This is a genomic window from Vibrio sp. HENC-03 (assembly GCF_000305755.2).
In the GTDB taxonomy this organism is placed as follows: domain Bacteria; phylum Pseudomonadota; class Gammaproteobacteria; order Enterobacterales; family Vibrionaceae; genus Vibrio; species Vibrio owensii.
In genome coordinates this window covers 634963-653714 of the sequence record NZ_JH976064.1, presented here as the reverse complement: position 1 = coordinate 653714, position 18752 = coordinate 634963, and the positions used below count along the sequence as shown (strand labels likewise).

The window sequence follows — 18752 nt, the reverse complement described above, 5'->3', positions numbered from 1 at the left end:
GGCCAGTCCCAGCCAACCACTCAAGCGGTTAAGCAGGATTATTATGATTAGATTTAGACAATCAAAACTGACAATGTGTATCGCGGCTGCGTTGCCGATACTTTCGTACGCGAAAGACACCAGCCAATTGGAGAAACTTGACAGTGACTCACTGGGTATTGAAGTAAAAGCTCACGAACAAACGGATAACTCACGTATCTACCTAGACCAAGGTGCGATTTGGGTAAGCCGCGACATCATGCGATTTGATCCGGTACTTGACCTGAGCATTAGCAGCGATGTTGAAGTGAAAGATGGCAAGCCGTTGCAAGAAATGAGCTTCGCTATCACAACCAACTTCAGCTACTACGTTGACCATTACCAACTGGAAGTCTTCCGTGGTGGTGACCGTGGCTTGGTTGACCCTCTAGCAGTGGTAGAAGGTCAGCAATTTGCGAACGATTTCAATATTGTTTGGGATGGCACGACCGACCAAGAGTATCAATTTGAATCCAACACGCAGTTGTTGTTCCGTTTAAAAGCCTTCGATAAAGAAGGCAATATGGACGTGACGACGGTTGGTGTGATTGACCTTGTCGAGCCAGATTCTGAAGTCGATATCGACAAGAACGACGGTGAAGAAGAGCAAAGCCGCAAGCTTGGTAAAGCTCAGTTGATGCGTCACAACATTCCTACCTCTGCGGGTCTGGCAAGATTCATGGGTACGGGGCTAAAAGGCGTCGATAAAGTCGTGATTGGCGAAGACGAGTTTGATGTGGAAGAGGGCGAGCTATACGCAGAACAATACTTGCCAGCAGATGCGTACCTGTTCCCAACTCGTGTGGTATTCGACAGTGGTGAAGAGCGTCGTTACCAACTGTACGTGCGTATTCCTGATGAGTATTGGGTACAAGCGGGTCTTGCGGATTTCTACATCGGTAAGAATAAAGTGACGGGCAACTCCGCCGCATTAGCCGTCGACGAGCAATACCAAGATGACATCTATAACCAAGGGCGCTTGGCGTACTTTGGTCAGGGTAAGTTTGGCGACAAACTCAGAGTTACCACTCACTTTGATACTAAAGAGAGTGACGTTCGAGACATGTTTAAGAACCCGTTTGCCTCTGATTCTTCCAGCGTATTCGACATTCTCGAAGACGACGATGAGATGTATTACGGCAACTATGGTGACAGCTCCAACATCTACAAAGTGGTGAACACCAAAGGTAAGGTTTACCTCAACGTTGAGTATGACAAATCCAATGTTTTGTGGGGTAACTACAACACTGGTATTACTGGCTCCGACAACAACGATTACAACCGTAGCTTATACGGTTTCAAAGGGGATTACCGTACCCGATCAACCACCAAGTTTGGGGAAGATCGTCTAAACATTGTTGGCTTTGCGGCTGAATCTGATTCACTCTTCGCTCACGATGAATTCCTAGGTACTGGTGGTTCGTTGTACTTCTTGCGTCATGGTGAAGTGGTACCGGGCAGTGACAAAGTGATGGTGAAAGTTGTCGACCCAGACAGCAGCATCACAGTGCAAGAAATGCCGCTGCAATCGGGGCGTGACTATGAAATCGACCCGTACCAAGGCCGCATTATTCTGACCAGACCGCTGAACAACATCATTTCAGATAACTTTGGTGATGTGATAAACGACCAACCGAGTTCAGGATACAAAAACTACCTTTCGGTGGACTACGAATACGTTCCTCAAGGCAGTGACGCGCTTGACGCAATGACCGCTGGTGGTCGTGTGAAAGGTTGGGTGAACGACTACATCGGTGTGGGTGCAAACTACCAAACTGAAGAAAAAGACAACCAAGACTACGAGGCGTACGGTACGGACTTAACTTTGCGTGCATCAGAAGGTACGTATTTGAAAGCCGAATTCGGACACAGTAAAGGTCGTCAAACCGATTCCAACTACGTTTCTTTCGATGGCGGCTTAACCTTTACTCCGATTGGTAGCAACGCGGAAGATCGTGAAGGCGATATCTACCAAGTGAAAGGCGTGATGAACCTTTACGACTTAGCTCCAAACGTATTCTCTGCGGTGGGTAACGACGTCAAAGCTTGGTACAAATCCAAAGACGCTGGCTACAGTTTTGCCAGCCAAGATGATGACTTAGAGCAAGAGTCTTACGGTACCGAAATTCGTTTCCAAGCCACTGACCGAGTTGCCGTGAAGACACGCTTTACCTCGGTTGAAGAGCGCGAATCCGATGGTGATTTGCGAACCGATACCCAGCAAGCGGAATTGGAAACCCAAGTTAAAGTTACCAAACACATCAAGATCTCGGCTGCGGGTAAACAAGTTGAAGAGCTAAACAACCAAGACGAAAAAGGCAAAGGGACCTTAGCGGGCCTGCGTGCTGATTACATTTGGGACAGCGACAACAACGTGTACATCAAAGGCCAGAAAACCGTAGGCCAAACCGACGAATACGACGAGAACGACAGCGTCACGCTAGGTGGTGAAACCCGCATTCTAGAAGACTTTGTGGTTGGCGCGGAATACACCACGGGTGATCGCGGCGATGCGGCAGAAGCAAGCGTGACGTATGACGTAACCGAAGATTACAGCACGTACTTAACCTACGTAGACGACACTTACGAAGGCAAAAACAACGTGATTGTCGGCCAACGTGCAGACCTGACTTCTACTGTCGATTTCTACCAAGAAAACCAATTTGTTGATGAGAACAACGGTAAAGGTCGTATTGACTCGTTTGGTTTTGGCTACGACATGAACGACGACATCGACATGGGCATCGGCTATCAAAAAGGCGAAATTGAAGACGACCAGAAGATCACCACCGAACGCCAAGCCGTGAGTGTGAGCACGTCGATTGATGTGGATGACGTATTGTTCAAGAACAAAGTCGAATACCGTGTCGACAAGACCGATGATTCCGCAGACCCAGATAAAAAACGCATCGACCAATGGGTGACGACTAACCGTTACACGCATCATCTAACGGAAGAGTACACCTTATTTGGTAAGTTCAACTACTCACGCTCAGAGAGCAAATCGAGCGATAAAGTGTTGGCTCGTTTTATTGAGTCGACCGCAGGTTTAGCATATCGCCCAATCTACAACGACCGTTTGAACGTACTCTCTCGCTACACCTACTTGGTGGACTTCGACCAACTTAACCGCGATGTGGATTACAAAGATGAAGAAAGCCACATCATCGAAATCGAAGGTATTTACTCGTTGGATGCGAACTGGGATTTAGGCGCGAAATACGCTTATAAGGACAAGCATGAAATCTTCACTCGTCAGTCAGGAGAAGACATTCCAGTCGACAGTAAAATTTCTCTCTACGGTTTGAGTGCCTCTTATCGTGTTATGAAAGATTGGGACGTGACCGGTGAGTACCACTGGAAGACGGACAGCACCTACGACGAACTAGAGCAGGGCGCATTGGTTTCGGTTAACAAACATTTGAGCGACAACTTCAAAGTCGGTGTGGGTTATAACTTCTCAGGCTTTGATGGCAACCTAGCGAATGATGACGATTACGACGCATCAGGCGTGTTCATTAACCTAGTTGGTAAGTTATAAGAGGGCGATATGAAAACGACGATTCGTTTGTTAAGCGGCATGATCGCAGGGGCAATATTGGCAGGTTGTTCGGCGGATGCGTATGTAAGCCAAGAGAACCGAGAAAAGTTTGCCGATGTCAATGTCTCCAAGTTTCTGATCAGTGAATGTTTAGCGCCGCAACGCGAAATCCATATTGCGGTTGCCGAGCACTTCGACTTCGATAAATCCATCATTCGCGAAGCCGATGCGGCAAGCCTAGATGCGTTTATCCGTGATATTCAAGGCTTGAGTGGGCGCATTACGATTGTTGGTCACACCGATTTTAAAGGCTCTGACGAATATAACGAGAAGCTGTCTATGCGCCGTGCTGAATCGGTAGAAGCGTACCTCCAGCAACAACTCGACCCAGCGCAATACGATTGGGAAGTAAAGCACTTTGGTGAGTCTCAGCCGCTAGCGTTGGGTAAATCGGATCAAGCTCGTGCTGAAAACCGTCGTGCTTACGTGATGTTTGAAGAGGCGAAGAAGTACGAAGAGATGCCTTTCTGTGAGCCGCCAAAACCAGAACGTAAGATCTACATGGCGATGACACCACACTTCGATTTCGATAAGTCGGAATTAAAACCGGAAGACCTTTCACAATTAGATGATTTCATCGCAAAACTGCAAGGTTTAGAAGGTAGCATTATGGTGGCTGGTCATACCGACCAAGTGGGCTCGCTCTCTTATAATGAACAATTGGCGGAGCGAAGAGCGCAAACCGTGGTGGCGTATCTCAAGACGAAACTCGAACCATCGCAGTTTGTGTGGGAAGTAAAAGCCTTTGGTGAGCTTCAACCTGTGATCAACGAAGAATCTCCGGAAGCCAATGCTTTAAACCGCCGTGCGTTTATCGTATTTAAAGAGAGCGAACTGGGGCAACCGACTGAATAATTTGGTAAGGTTGTCCTCTCGCAAGCTAGCTATCTGTTTTCTGAGCGATATTTAGCATGAAAGGTCAACCTATCTAAACCAAACAGGGAGTCGGGTAATGGAGAAAGTGCAGTTAGTCGTCGATTTTCTTCTCACTCACAAGATTTTATTTTCCGCGTTAATCCTGCTGTTTATCATTGTTCTACGTCGTTTGATTTTGTCTCGAATTCGTGGCGATGATGCCTTCATTACGGAAGAACAACGCAGTTGGATGTCGAGAACCAAAAACGGCACATTTGCTCTCACTCTGATTCTGCTATTCATCTTATGGCAATCAGAAATCAGCGAGTTCGCCCTAAGCGTTACGGCGATTGCAGTGGCGATTGTTGTCGCATCGAAAGAGATTATTCTTTGTTTTACCGGTTCGATTCAACGAGCCAGTTCGCGTTCATTCCGCATCGGTGACTGGATTGAAGTCGGCAAGTTGTGTGGTGAGGTTATTGAGCACAATATGATGGCAACAGTGATTCAAGAAATCGACCTGCATCATGGGCAATACCACTTCACGGGGAAAACCGCGACGTTGCCCAACAGCATGTTCTTCACCTACCCAGTGAAGAACCTCAACTTCATGAAGCGTTACGTATACCATGACTTTTCTGTTGTGGTGAAAGACTTCGTCAATCTCTACCCACTTTTGCCTTTACTGACCGATAAGATTGATGAACATTGCAGTTACTTTGCTGATGTTGCTCACCGTTACAATGCGATGATCGAGAAGCACGCTGGTGTCGATCTACCGGGTGCAGAGCCGCACATCCATATCTCAAGTAACATCAATGGCGAGCAAATCCTGCACATCATGATTTTCTGCCCGACTGACAAGGCAAACCATTTAGAGCATCTGATTCGTAAAGACTTTATGGAGCTTTATGAGCAGCGATTTCCAATGAATACTGAGCATTAAGTTCTCGCTCAATAATCATCTCGCAAATGTTAACCCTCGCTTTTTACAGTGAGGGTTATTTTTATGTATCCTCTTATCGTCACGACAAATAATCTTAATGGATCGAGGCGCATATAATCGCTAAATTACGCCTCGCAACCTATCCGCACAACTTACGCTTGCTGCTAAGCACTAAAAATTACTACTAACTGAGACTACATAGATGGTCACGCCTAAAAAGGCGCGGGTTGCAATTACGGCTGTTCGTTTGACAGCTCACTCCCCCATTTATAATAAGATGCTCCATGCAAACTGGCTTTACACTCAAATTTGCACCTGCCCAACGTTTATTGGCAGTGGTGAGTCAATGGCGAGCGAGCTCCAAGTCCTATTTAACGGATTTGGCGTCTATTGCTTTACTGTTACTTCCACTGACTTTGTCTAATGCGTTGGCTATATTTCTCGGACACGTTTTCAGGCTTACTGGTTTGGCTGATTTGTCGCAGCTGTTATTCCACGTCTCCGACATTTTGATCAACCTCTATCCAAGTGCGTTTTGTGTCGTGGCAGGGTACTACCTTTCCCACAAAACCAATGTTTCAAGCGCGCTGTTTATCATCTACTCGCTGATCATGTTTTATTTGGTCTCGATAGAAAACAGCAGCTTGTCAGCGACTTATATGCTGCCAAACAACCCGTTGCTCGCTTTATTGAGCGCGACGATGACGTATGTGTATTGCAGCCTATTCAAAATACGTTTGTTAGAGCCGCAAGCCCTCGATTTCTCGTCCCGTTTGCTCAAGCACGTGGTGCACTTCTTCTTGTTTGTGCTGGTGGCCTTGGTCATGTCCCATTTCACCGCGATTTTTATGGCGCTGTTTGGTGGCATGGTCCGTGATTTGGGTGTCGACCCACTGACGCTCACTGGTGGATTGATGTATCAGACCGTGCTTGGTTTACTTGGCTCGATTGGTATCAACGGACACAATTTGCTGTTTGCGATTAAGCAGCAGATCTTTGCCGCCACCGAAGCCAATATGATGGCTTGGCAAGCAGGGGATGCGCCACTCAACGTCATTAGCCAAGGCTTTTATGATGCGTTTATGTCGATGGGTGGTTCTGGCAACTCGATTAGCTTGTTGCTGTGTATACTGATGTTCGCGAGAGAGCGTAACCACCTGATGCTTGCTCTGGCAGCAATGCCACTGGTGATTTTCAATATCAACGAAGTGTTGCTGTTTGGCTTGCCGATCATCTTTAACCCGATCCTGATCGTACCTTTCGTTCTGGTGCCTTTGGTGAGTTTTGTTATCACCTATTCGTGTATTTCGTTTGGTTTAGTGCCACCGGTAGAGAACATCGTAAACTGGATGACGCCACCCATTTTCAGCGGTTACATGGCAATGGGAAATCAAATCGAAGGTTCGATTCTGCAAGCGTTGATCATTGTGTTGGGTGTTTTCATTTACCGCCCATTTTACTTGGCATACGCAGGGAAGTTTTCGGCGCAGTTTCGTGCGAACACCGCATATACCGGTATTGAGAGCTCGATATTCAAATCATTGTTGAACAATGTAAGAGACTCCAATAACTCCAGTATCAGCAAATCAACAGCACAAAAGCGTTTAACCACGATACTGCGAGAAGGTGAGTTGGTGATGTTTTATCAAAAACTTCAGTCGACAAAGAAGGTTAACGTGTTCTCTTATGAAGCGTTACTTCGTTATATCGATAAAGACGGAAACCTTTGCCCACCGACGTTTGTGAGTGACTTCCAAATGCTCAACTCAATGCCGCTGTTGGATAAGTTGGTCATTGAAAGAGTCTTGGCAGATATGCAGCAAATGACGCTGTCGAAAGACCGCCGGATTGCCATCAACATCGCAGTAGCGACGATTGAACAAGAAGAGTTTGTGCCGCACTTACTATCGCGCTTAGCTCACTACGGCATCTCGCCAGAGTGGTTGGAAATTGAAATTACCGAAGAAGCGATTCTTAGCAATAAGGTGTTTTTGATTAAAACCATGGAAGCGCTGCAAGCTCAAGGCATTCGTATCGCTATGGATGACTTTGGTACCGGCTATGCGTCGTTCCCGCATTTGCTGAAATACCCGTTTGATAAGATCAAGCTCGACCGTTCTCTCTTGCTCGATGCCAACGATCAAAAGGGCAGAGACCTCTACGAACTGGTCGCAAAGTTGGGCCACATTACTCATTGCGAAGTGGTTGCAGAAGGGGTGGAAACTCAACAAGAGTACGATTTTGTGAAAGGCTGTGGTGTCGATAAAGTACAAGGTTATTTCTTTGCTCGCCCGTCACCACTGGTGGATATCCTTGGTGAGCAACAAGACAAGCCACTTTTATCGTCACAATCACAAAGTCGAGTGGAAATATAGACTTGCTGACGCTAATGTGCGCCTCCTTGCTTAAATAGCAGGCGAAATAACAAACGACGTTGACCCAAGAAACAACGCGTTTAACCAGACTAAAAGAGTACGAGGGGCCTAGCTTGTGCTCTTTTGGTTTGGATGATAACAACAAGTTGGCTATGGCTACCTTTGTTGAGTGACTATTCGCAACGTTGAACGATCAACGCTTTGTTACTCGAATGATACCGTCCTCGACGAGCATGTCGAAACTCTCCCTCATTGCGAAACAAACTAAACGGATTTAATTGCGGCGAACTTCCTGAACGGCTCTTTGAGTCGTACTTTGATGGATTTACTTAGCCAAATGAATAATCGATACATTAATCGGCTTTTTACTTTAATTTCTTCCAATTCATACATTAACAGTTTGTGTAATGTCCTCGTGATGTTATTGCCCGTGTCGCTTATTTCAGCATTTAGTACTTTGCTGAGTAACCTATTTATGATTGCTGGCTATGAGCAACTTGGCATCACGATAGGCACGGCAAGCGCGATCATTTGGAAGCTTTTCCCGATCTTACTGTTAGTGTATTTCTCGCAGTTTCTTTCTTCTTTGCTGAAAGTCTCTCGTGTAAATGTCATCACGCCATCGCTGATGGTTTACTTTATTGTGTGTAACGAATGGGGTTTGCTGCAAGAAGGCACTGTCGTTCCGAGTAACTACCCACTGGCGATCCTTGTACCAACAGTGATCGCTTGGTCTGTGCGTGTGATGCAAAACCGAAAATGCTTCATGCGTTCAGAGCTGCCAAATGTGGTGGATCAGTCATACAACCTTGTGATGGCTACCGTTGTATTGGTGGTTGGATATTCGGCTCTTGGATACGTGCTCGGCAAAGCGGTTTGCGCAGCGGATATCGCGAGTTTTCTGCTTCCGGAACTTGACCCGAACTCTTTGCTTGATGGCATTATCTATGAGTTTGTACGTAACCTGTTTTGGTCGATTGGCATCAATGGCCACATCATCTTTGCTCCTTACAAAGCAGAGCTGTATGAGACAACGCGAGTCGCGATAGAGAACCACGAAGCACTCGGCACACCGCTGCCAATTTTAACCACCAATTTCTATGACTTTTATGCAGGAATGGGTGGGGCAGGGAACACCATTTCTCTGGTGCTGTGTATGCTGTTTCTAACCAAGAATCGCAGTTACAAAGCATTGGCGGCGACGGCCTTAGTACTCAGTTTGTTCAACATCAACGAACCGATCATTTATGGCTTACCAATCATGTTCAACCCGGTCATGATTGTGCCATTTCTGATTGCGCCGATTATCGGTCTTATCATTGCGTACATTGCCACAGTGATGGGCTTAGTTGCGCCGATAACAGAAATCATGAGTTGGATGACACCGCCATTAGCCAGTGGCTACATTGGTACAGGTTACACTTGGACGGGGGCGATATTGCAGCTGATCATTATTCTGGTTGGCATCGTGATTTACTATCCGTTCTTTAAACAGATGGACAAAATTGGCAGCTCAAATGCCTTGTTTGCGAAGTCAGTCTCTGATGATTTTTTCAACTATGAGGGTTTAGACAACGGCCAAGTCGCAGGGGCTTTCTTCCCAGAGATCACCAATAAGTTTGCTGCTCAGAAACGCATCAGCGATTTGAAGAAACACGGAGAGTTCGTCCTGTTCTACCAACCGCAGGTAAATGCTCGTACCGGTGAGATTCGTTCGCTTGAGGTGTTGATTCGTCACCGCTCTGAAGCGGGTGAGATCACGCCTCCAACGTTTCTAGAAGATTTTGCCAAAGTCGGTTTGATGAGTGAGTTGGACTTGTGGGTGGTAGAAACGACGCTACGAGAAGTTGCTCCGTTAGCGAATCGTCCAAACTTTAAGGTGTCGATCAACCTGTCTCCAGAAACGTGTTTGGTGCCAGATTTCACAGAGAAAGTGTTGATGATGATTCACCAAAGCGCACTTTCTTACTCGCAAGTCGAGTTTGAAATTACCGAAGACATGCTGATTCAAGATGAGCATCGTACCCACCGTGTGTTGAGTGAGTTACGAGAAGCAGGGGTGAAGATCGCGCTTGATGATTTTGGCTCCGGCTATTCATCGATCGGCTATTTGTCGAAATACGATTTCGATAAGGTGAAAATCGACCGCTCTTTAGTGCTCAACCTTGATAACAAGAACGGAAGAGAGTTGTTCAGACTGACAGCTAAACTGGTGAAAATCACTGGGGCAGAAACCGTTGCGGAAGGTATAGAGACTGAGCGTGAGTTAGAGTTTATGGCAGAGCAGGGGATTGATTTGATTCAGGGCTTCTACTTCTATAAACCCATGCCGTTTGATGACATTGCGAAACTCGAATACACCCAATCAGACGACAGCTCAGAGTACGATCACTTCGCGTTTTAACTCTTGAACTACAGATACAATTAAGGGAAGCCATCGTGCTTCCCTTTTCTTTTTCAGAGGCTTAAGTTCGAGCGTGAACGCTTATTTGAACTCAAACTTGCCCTGCATGATTGCCCAGTGACCAGGGAAAGAACAGAAGAACGAGTAATCGCCCCCTGGAGTCATTTTCTCTGTGCTGAACGTGATGGATGTGCTCTCGCCGCCGCCGATCACTTTAGTGAAGGCATAAACGCGATCATCGTTAGGTTTCACGTAGTTGTTTTCAAGGCCTGCTGACATGCCTTCTGTACCTACTGCTTGTAGGTTAGCCGTGTCTGCAATGACTACGTTGTGACCCATTGACTGTGCTGGCATCTTACCTGTGTGGTTCAGCGTCAGTTTTACTTCTTTACACGTTGCTGGAACACTCAAAGTTTTGGTCGAAAACTGCATCATATCGTTTGCATCGATAGACACTTCACACTCTGCGCTCGCTTGTGCGCCAAAGCTCATTCCAACTAGTGCAAAGGTTGCTGCTACTAAACGTAAAGACATATAACACTCTCCATATTTTATTTTGGGCTGACTTGGATTCAAACCGATCCAATGCATCTCATTATCATCGAATATTCAATCTGAAACCGTGCTTCAATCCGGATATTGACGTTTTGTTGCAAAGTTATACTTATCGTTTTCACTGGATGATCATTCATATACCTTATTTTTAGCGCTTCAATTAAGAAGTGTGAAGACGATCTTGATAACCGCTTTAGGCGCTTCATTTATGTCTTAAGAACGCCCAAGTTTTGGTGCTTTTTTCGCTAACATGTAACTAAGTATTTCAAGTGTATTTATTCTGTAACTTATTGATTTTCAGATGCATAAAGGTGTGAGAAACACAAATTTCACTATTTGTAGAAACGGATAAATTGATTTGTTTTATCTTGCGCACACTTTCAGAAAATTGAACTAGAGTCCCAGATTTATGTTTGCTTATCGATTGCGCGCGAAATGTCGTCAAATTGACGTAAAAAGACGCTTTATTTTTGGCACTTTTACACCTGTAAGTTGAGTTACATTTAGTTACATCTGTCCGCTGCGGCGCGAAAAAAGTCCCCCTCTATAATGCTGTTCCTTTTTATTGTTGTTTGTATAAGTCCTTAATTATGAGAAAGAATACGCTAGCGATCATGCCAAGTGTTTTAGCACTGGCGATCGGTATGGGGTTGCCTGCTGCACACGCAGGAGTGATCACAGACGCAACTATCGTCGGCTCAGAAAGCCAGTGGTGGAACACTTACAAAGTGATCCTAACGAACGACGGTTCAAAGCCTGTTGAACTGCGTGATGCGAAAGTGACGTTTGATTCGAACCTATCAATGTCGACACCCTCTTGGTCTGCGACTGGCATCAGCTACCCGGGAATGAAGTTCACCAGCGACGCGCAAGGTAACGTGTTCAAGAACACACTTGCGCTCGCTTTTGATAGCGGTAGCTGGGTGAAATCCCAACTTCCGGTAGGTGAACGCATTGAGCTAACGCTAGGTGTGAGCGGCGTATTGGATCTGACACTTCTTCAAAATACCATTCGTCTGATCGCTGACGATGAGGGTGAAGTAGGCGAACCAGAAATTTCTCTTCAATTGGCATCGCCAGTGAACGGCGCTGAGTTTGAAGAAGGTCAAGCGGTTGCCATGCTAGCAAACGTAACGGCGACTAATACCAGCGTTAAAGCGGTGACTTTCTTTGTCGACAACAAACAAGTAGCTCGCGTAACACAAGCTCCATTCCAAGCGAGTTGGACTTCTGTTGGCTCAGGTGCTCACACGATCAAAGCTGTAGTGGAAGACATCTCAGGTCTTACACAGCAACAAGCAGTCAGCATTTCAGTAAAAGAGAAGCCAGTTGAACCACCTGTGGAGCCAGAAGTGCATGAGCTGACGTTTGTCGCACCTACACAAGGTCAAACATTGATGGTGGGTCAGGCAACGACTATTAAAGCGCGTGTTGATGGTGAATTGATCTCTAAATTAGAGTTCTGGGCAAATGACCGCAAGCTAGGTCAACGTAACATCGCTGCAGGTCAAACGACGTATTCTCAATCTTGGACACCAAATGAAGTGGGCAATGCGACACTTAAAGTGGTGGTTCTCGATCAGAACAACCAAATGGTTGAACAACGCAGTATCGCTGTTGCTATTGAAGCAGCTCCAAGCTTTGTTAAGCCAGAAGTGAGCTTCTCTTCGCCTTCGAACGGTTCTAAGTTTGAAAAAGGTGAAGCGGTATCAATTTCCGTTCGTGCAACGGATGCTGATGATGATTTGTCTCGCGTTATCGTGAAAGCAAACAACAAGCAAATCTGTGACTTCAACGCAGCAACCACAAACCAGTTCTCTTGTAACTGGACGGCGTCAGAAGTTGGTGCAGTTAAGCTAGAAGCGATTGCGACGGATGCTGAGAACCTAACGACTACAGCACGTGTAAACATCACAGTTGAAAAAGTAGAAACACCGACACCTCCGCCAACAGGTGGACTGTGTGCTGATTTTAATGTGTACCCAGACTGGACTCGTGGTGATCACGCAACAGGCGGCGACATTATGGTTCATAAAAACATTGCTTACTCAGCTGTGTACTGGACTCAATCTGTTCCTGGTAGCGATAGCTCATGGTCATTACATCTAAACTGTGATGGTACTGAGCCGGGTACAGCGCCAGCGCTATCATTGCGTAACCCAATGGACCCAGTGCGTCTAGAGGTAGCAGGTTGGCCAAACACATTCGTAGTGGCGAGCCCTTCCACTCAAGCGCCAAGCACGCTAACTATTGCAGCAAGCAGCAGTGATGCGCTAACAGACCTAGAGCAACTGACACGTTCGTTTGTATCGGCTATCGAACAAGCAGAGAGCGCGGGTACAGCATCTATCGTGATTCAATCGGATGTTCTGGATCTCGCTACGCAAGACAAAGGTGCATCGTTTGGTGCCGTTGCGGTTAAAGAAGCACTGACGAATGCCATTGATATCACGGGTAGCCGTATTGATATTGATGCGATCAACGCACTGAGCGATGACGTGAAAGGCTGGGCGCATGCGTACAACTTGATCTTCACCACCATTGCGCCACAAGCGACATTTGGTTGGTCACTAAGCATTGGTGAGTTTGCTTACGATACGCACTCTGGTCGTCAGTCCGTATGGGATGAAGCGTCCGTTTTCACGGCCGATCTACTTGATAGTTTCGAGCTTTACAAAGCAGATGCTGCGAACAAAGCTGACTTTGTGGCGTTTACTAAATCAAACGCGACCGTTGCGCTAACTAGTGAGCAGTGGCACCACGCACTTGAGTACGTAAAACAGGTAACAGATTACGTTGAAGCGCCTGCAATGTTAGCGAACATGCCCACAGAGCAAACCGCAAACTACTTCATGGGTAACACGCAAACCGATCAGCAAATCCGTAAAGCCGCGTACAGCAACGTGTTTGCATTGATATTTGATCAAGACTCTCAAGCCCTAACCAGCAAGATTGAGCTTTACCAAACGGCGAAAGTGCCACTGTACTACGTAGGTGAAGAGTTAGAGAAAGGTTCATTGACTCGCATTGAAGCGCTAAACCAAGAGTTAGCAAATGCTGAAAGCGTGATGGATAACGAAGCCTTCCTATACGAAACACCACAATCTCAGTGGGTTCCGTCAACGGTTTACAAGTGGAACGACTTCCTAGATGGCTTGAACGCAATGCACAACATTGGTGTAGCGGGCAACAAGTTCTGGTTGATGAACGATGAAGTTGATGATGCAACCAACATCAAATACGCAAAAGTCGCGATTGCTGCGTTCCTTGCGCAAAGTATGCAAGAGACTATCCGCTACAACGCGTGTGATGAAAACAACTGGTCTGAAGTGAAATACGGCGCGCCTGCGGATTACCCAATGACAGCAAGTTGTGGTCAATTGGGTCAGAAATACGCAGATTACGGCGTAAACCCAGTTTCTGGTTTGGACCATGCGTACTCTTGTCCTCGTGATGACAAAATGGAAGTTAGTGCTCTGACTCATGCGAAATGGTATGGCGCCCCAGCTCCAGTCTTTGCAGCACCTGATGCAGTACTTGAAGAGCGCGGCCTATTGGTGAACGGTGCAGCAGGTCGTTGGACAAACAACGGTCACTGTAACGATGTTCCAGAAAGCGTAGATACGTCTAAGCAAGTGTGGGAACGCGACGAGTGTAAGACTTACGTGGGTCAGAAAGCAGGTAAGTTCATTTGGGACGGTAGCAGCCAAGAAAGCGTTGAAGGCTGTGGCTGGTGGGGCCGTGGTGTTATCCAAACCACAGGTCGTCAGAACTTCGGTACGCTTAACCACTACCTAGGTCGTTCGCACGTTGACCCATCAACCATTGGTAAGACAATTGATGGCGTAACGGTAGAAGCGCCACCGGCGAACCCGCTTTATGCTGAGCTGGACTTCTGTTCTAACCCAGGCCTGATTTGTAGCTCGGAAGAGAACAAAGAGATCAAGTGGATCGCAGGTCTGTTCTACTGGGTAACGTCAGTTCAGGCATACAACGATGAAGGCGGTCAGTACGCGGATTGGAACTACCACAATGAGCTGAAGAAGTACGTGGATAGTGGTTTGCAAGGTTCACAATTTATCGATGACGTTTCAGGCATCGTTAACCGTGGCTGTCCAGATCTGACGTGTTCAACAGGTGATGTTCACAACGTGAAAGAGCGCCGCGAGAACTTCAAACTGGTACTACAAAAGCTAGGTCTTGATCCTCGCTAATTAAGCTAAAGCAATATCCATGAAACAAAGCCATCACTGAAAAGTGGTGGCTTTTTGTTTTTTATCAGGGCTTTTCCATGTTTGTTAGCAAGCTAATGAGTAATGTGCTTTTAGTGCTAAACAATGAATCGATTAAAAAATGATAATCGGTAAATATGCATCCAAAGCCTTGGCGTGTGTTGGTGGTTCTATTAGTGGTGTGCGGTTTAGCTCAAATTTAAATTCTACGAGTATTGGGAAAGCACTTTTATCTAGCTCTGTTTCTTTCCCAAATACAGCTTACCTTCCGTCTAATGAGCCCACTCGCGCAGATTTAAGAGGCGATTACTTAAGTGTGAGTTCTATGCCGATACAAAAAGTAAATAGTTTAAAGAAATGGGTACGTACACTTCTACCTCTAGGTTTACTTCCTATCTTAGTTGCGTGCGGTGGCGAATCTGATTCAGGAAATTCAAGCGAAATATGGCCTGAAAACCAAGTTGACCAATATGTTTCTGTTCATGCGGAAGACTTTTATAGTGTCGTTCAAAGTACTGACTCGGAAGAAGTCCGAGTTAATGTAGTCGATAAAGTTGCGCGTTCAGGAGGGGAGCGTATCTCCCTAGCTGAAGTTGAAGTTTTATCATCAGATCCAAGCTGTCAACTTGTTGATAGTGATAATGAAAGCTTCCAAATTATCTCTGATCACGCAATGGTTTGTGACTACCAATACACGGTTGGACTTGATGGATATTCAAGTGGTTATCAAATGATTGGTAAACGAAGTGGCGTGAGCCGTGTCGTGGTTGCAAACAATGCGCAACAAGCAGAATTGGTTCCATTTGGTGTTGCTGGTTATCAAGGTGAGACCTTGGAAATCAACATCGAAAATGAGCTCACAAAAGTTGGTGATAACACGTCTTTGTCTGGTTTCTCTTTGACTGATGATGTCATCTTAATGCCAACAGGCAGTTCATCAACTGTCTCTCTCGATAAAACAAATAACAAGATTTCATATACACCAGCAGCAACGTTCAAAGGCAATGAGCGTATTTTATACACGCTAGAAAACAGTAGCGGCAACGTGCTGGTTGGTTCTGCTGTGGTCACAGTTTCTGAACGCAGTTCTGTTGGTATAGACATTCCTGACAAAATTGAAATCCTCGATACCGTAGAAGTTGGTAAAACTGCAGTTATCGATATTTCACCATACGTTATTGATAAGCAGGACGACAACTTCCAATTAATCCAAGTTGTTGCGTTTGATTCAGCAGTTGCTTTGTCGGATGCCTCAGATACAACGAACAAAACATTCACTTTCAAAGTTGAGCACGCAGGGCAGTATTATGTAAATGCCATTGTTACCGATCATCGTGGTGGTTTTGATGTTGCATTGATGAAGATTGTTGCGATTAACCCAAATCAAACGGGGTTATGGGGTGATTACTATTACAACAACCAGATCTACAGTGGGCCTCTAACGAAAAGTGAAGCAGATAGTGGTGGTATTCGAAATGACGGCACCTATTTTGATTCTGCGCATTCAGCGAAACCTGCCGTAGCGGTATTCCGACAAGGTAATGCGGCTCAGTACTGTGGAACGTTTGGTCGCTTGCCAACGAAAGCTGAACTTCAAGCTGTATGGGCGAGTGACAAAGGGAATAGCAAAAACTGGCCACTCTCACGAGGCTATATAACTCTAGATAGTTCAACTTATAAAGTGGTTAGCTTGTCTAGCGGACAGGAGCTTACTGATGATGGTCAAGGCTACTATGTAACCTGTGTGAGTAACGGTGCTCTTTCTATAAGAGCAATCGATGGCACTGCAGTAGCGAATGGCAGCGACAAGGCGATTGTAGAAGCAACTTTCCTTGTTAATGGGAAAGCGGCTTCAGGAATTACCGTTGATGCTTCAGTATCGGGACGAGCGAACCTAGTTAAAGACTCACAAGTTACAGACAACAGTGGCAAAGTAAGATTTGAAGTAACCAGCACTAAAGCAGAATCAGTCAGTGTATCCGTAGATGTTGGCGGAACATTTTCAGTTTCTCAAACAGTGACTTTCATTGCAGACGTAAGTACTGCCGTTTTAAGACAGATATCGACTTCTCAAAATGATGCTTTAGCGGATGGTATCGATCAAAACCAAATTACTGCTCTGGTTGTGGATAAATACTTTAATTCCGTTCCTGGGGTCACTGTTAACTTTGCTGCTACGAATAGCTCAACGGCTAAACTAAAGAATACAACTGGTGTGACGAATGCAAGTGGTAACGCGGTCGTCAATTTTACAAACACAGTTGCCGAATCGGTAGGTATCAAAGCAACTTACAAAACGATAGGCCTTACTTCCTATGCCAGATTTGTGAACGATTACAGTTATGGTGCCTTGACGATCAAAACATTGACTGCTTCTGCAGCCGCTAATGGTAGCTCAAAAGTTTCTGTAGAGGCTGAGTTCAAGCAACATGGCAGCCCAGCAGTCGGCGTTGATATTAAAGGTGTGACGACAGGTAGTGCTAAGTTCGTAAGTAGTACCGTTGCAACTGGAAATGATGGCAAGGCGAAATTTGAGTTAACCAATACCAAAGCAGAAAGCGTTAATGTGACGCTATCCGTTGGTTCATTTTCTCGAACAGTGACGCTTTCTTTCAATGCCGATGCAAGTTCTGCGACGATTACCAAAATTGAAATCGCAAAAAATAATGCGGTGGCGAATAACTCTGCGACGAATCAGGTCAATGTAGTACTGGCAGATACAAACGGTAACTTAGTCTCTAATCAAACCATAAACTTCACAGTGTCGAATGGTAGTATCACCAGTTCAACAAAAACGAACGCAAGTGGTGTTGCTTCGGTTTATGTGAAAAACACAACGGCTGGAACGACATCGGTAACGGCTAAATATGGTACGAGTACGAGATCAACAAACGTTAGCTTTATAGCAAACGTCAGTACAGCGACAGTTAAGTCAGTGTCTGTTCTGAAAAATGATGCCAAAGCTAACGGTACTGAAGCAAACCAAGTTAGAGCACTTTTAACCGACGCTAATAATAATCCGGTAGAAAACCAGACGATAGGTTTTACTGTTACAGGGAATGCAAAAGTTTCCCAAACAACAAAGACAGATAGCAGTGGTTACGCAGATGCGAACATTACTAACTCAACAGCCCAAACTGTTACAGTAACGGCCAAATACGGGACAAGCTCTAAAACGGCAAGTGTGACGTTCAAGGATAGTAGAGTAATGGGTTTTGCAAATGGTACGGAACTTAACTTGTTCGAACTGATAGGTAATACAACCCAGTCGGAATGTAGTTTAAGGTATCGAGGTACATGGATTAAAACTCCTTTAACTGGGGGCCCCCATACCGTAACGCTAGCAAGTAGTTATGATGTTCCAGATAGTCAAGGTAGTGTACCAAGCTTATGTCGACAATCTCCAAAGAAACATGTTATCTATGTTCGCGGTAGCAACCAAGGTGAGCGTTATAAATTTATTAACGTGTCCGGAGCTCTGATGCGAGGGAACAATACCTATGTCGGTGGCAACTTGACAATGGATCCTGATTATACGGTTCAATGTTCGAGAGCTGGTACTGGTTCTGCGGACATTTACGACCCATATAATGGTGAAACGGTGACAATGAATATTAACTGTGAGTAAGCTTTTACAAAGCCTGAATCTTAGATTCAGGCTTTTTTAGTTAAATAGCATTTTTCACAGCGGTTCTTGCCGCACATCAAAGTCAATAACTGTCGACTGTCTTTGCAACAGCAAAGGTTTTTATTCAAAGGTATTCTA

General features: G+C 45.6%; 8 protein-coding genes. 7 read left to right on the top strand and 1 reads right to left on the bottom strand.

Annotated features, from left to right (window positions below; genetic code table 11):
* Window positions 1-43 precede the first annotated feature (43 nt).
* The 5 genes from VCHENC03_RS20360 (at window position 44) to VCHENC03_RS20380 (ending at window position 10199) form a co-directional block, all read left to right on the top strand.
* Window positions 44-3559: a hypothetical protein gene (locus VCHENC03_RS20360; protein WP_032802141.1), complete on the top strand. Its 3516-nt coding sequence runs from the start codon at window positions 44-46 to the stop codon at window positions 3557-3559.
* A 9-nt stretch (window positions 3560-3568) separates the two neighbouring features.
* Complete coding sequence (locus tag VCHENC03_RS20365) at window positions 3569-4474, top strand: OmpA family protein (RefSeq protein ID WP_009704907.1); 906 nt, start codon at window positions 3569-3571, stop codon at window positions 4472-4474.
* A gap of 97 nt (window positions 4475-4571) precedes the next feature.
* Window positions 4572-5420: a mechanosensitive ion channel family protein gene (locus VCHENC03_RS20370; RefSeq protein ID WP_005441240.1), complete on the top strand. Its 849-nt coding sequence runs from the start codon at window positions 4572-4574 to the stop codon at window positions 5418-5420.
* A gap of 284 nt (window positions 5421-5704) precedes the next feature.
* Window positions 5705-7795 carry an EAL domain-containing protein gene (locus tag VCHENC03_RS20375; RefSeq protein WP_009704906.1) on the top strand — a complete coding sequence of 697 codons (2091 nt, stop codon included), beginning with the start codon at window positions 5705-5707 and terminating at the stop codon, window positions 7793-7795.
* A 337-nt stretch (window positions 7796-8132) separates the two neighbouring features.
* A complete protein-coding gene (locus VCHENC03_RS20380; protein ID WP_032802251.1) occupies window positions 8133-10199 on the top strand; it encodes an EAL domain-containing protein in 2067 nt (688 codons plus the stop codon).
* An 81-nt stretch (window positions 10200-10280) separates the two neighbouring features.
* On the opposite strand, the gene azu is transcribed toward VCHENC03_RS20380, so the two are convergent.
* Window positions 10281-10733 (bottom strand): azurin, encoded by a 453-nt coding sequence (gene azu / locus VCHENC03_RS20385; RefSeq protein ID WP_005441233.1) that lies wholly within the window; start codon window positions 10731-10733, stop codon window positions 10281-10283.
* Window positions 10734-11344: 611 nt separating this feature from the next.
* Between azu and VCHENC03_RS20390 the strand changes: the two genes are divergently transcribed.
* Together VCHENC03_RS20390 and VCHENC03_RS20395 are read left to right on the top strand one after the other, a co-directional pair.
* Window positions 11345-14968, top strand: a complete 3624-nt coding sequence (locus VCHENC03_RS20390; protein ID WP_009704903.1) for an Ig-like domain-containing protein — start codon at window positions 11345-11347, stop codon at window positions 14966-14968.
* 139 nt (window positions 14969-15107) lie between these two features.
* Window positions 15108-18614, top strand: coding sequence for an Ig-like domain-containing protein (locus VCHENC03_RS20395; RefSeq protein ID WP_009704902.1), 3507 nt, complete (start codon window positions 15108-15110; stop codon window positions 18612-18614).
* The last annotated feature ends 138 nt before the right edge of the window (window positions 18615-18752 follow it).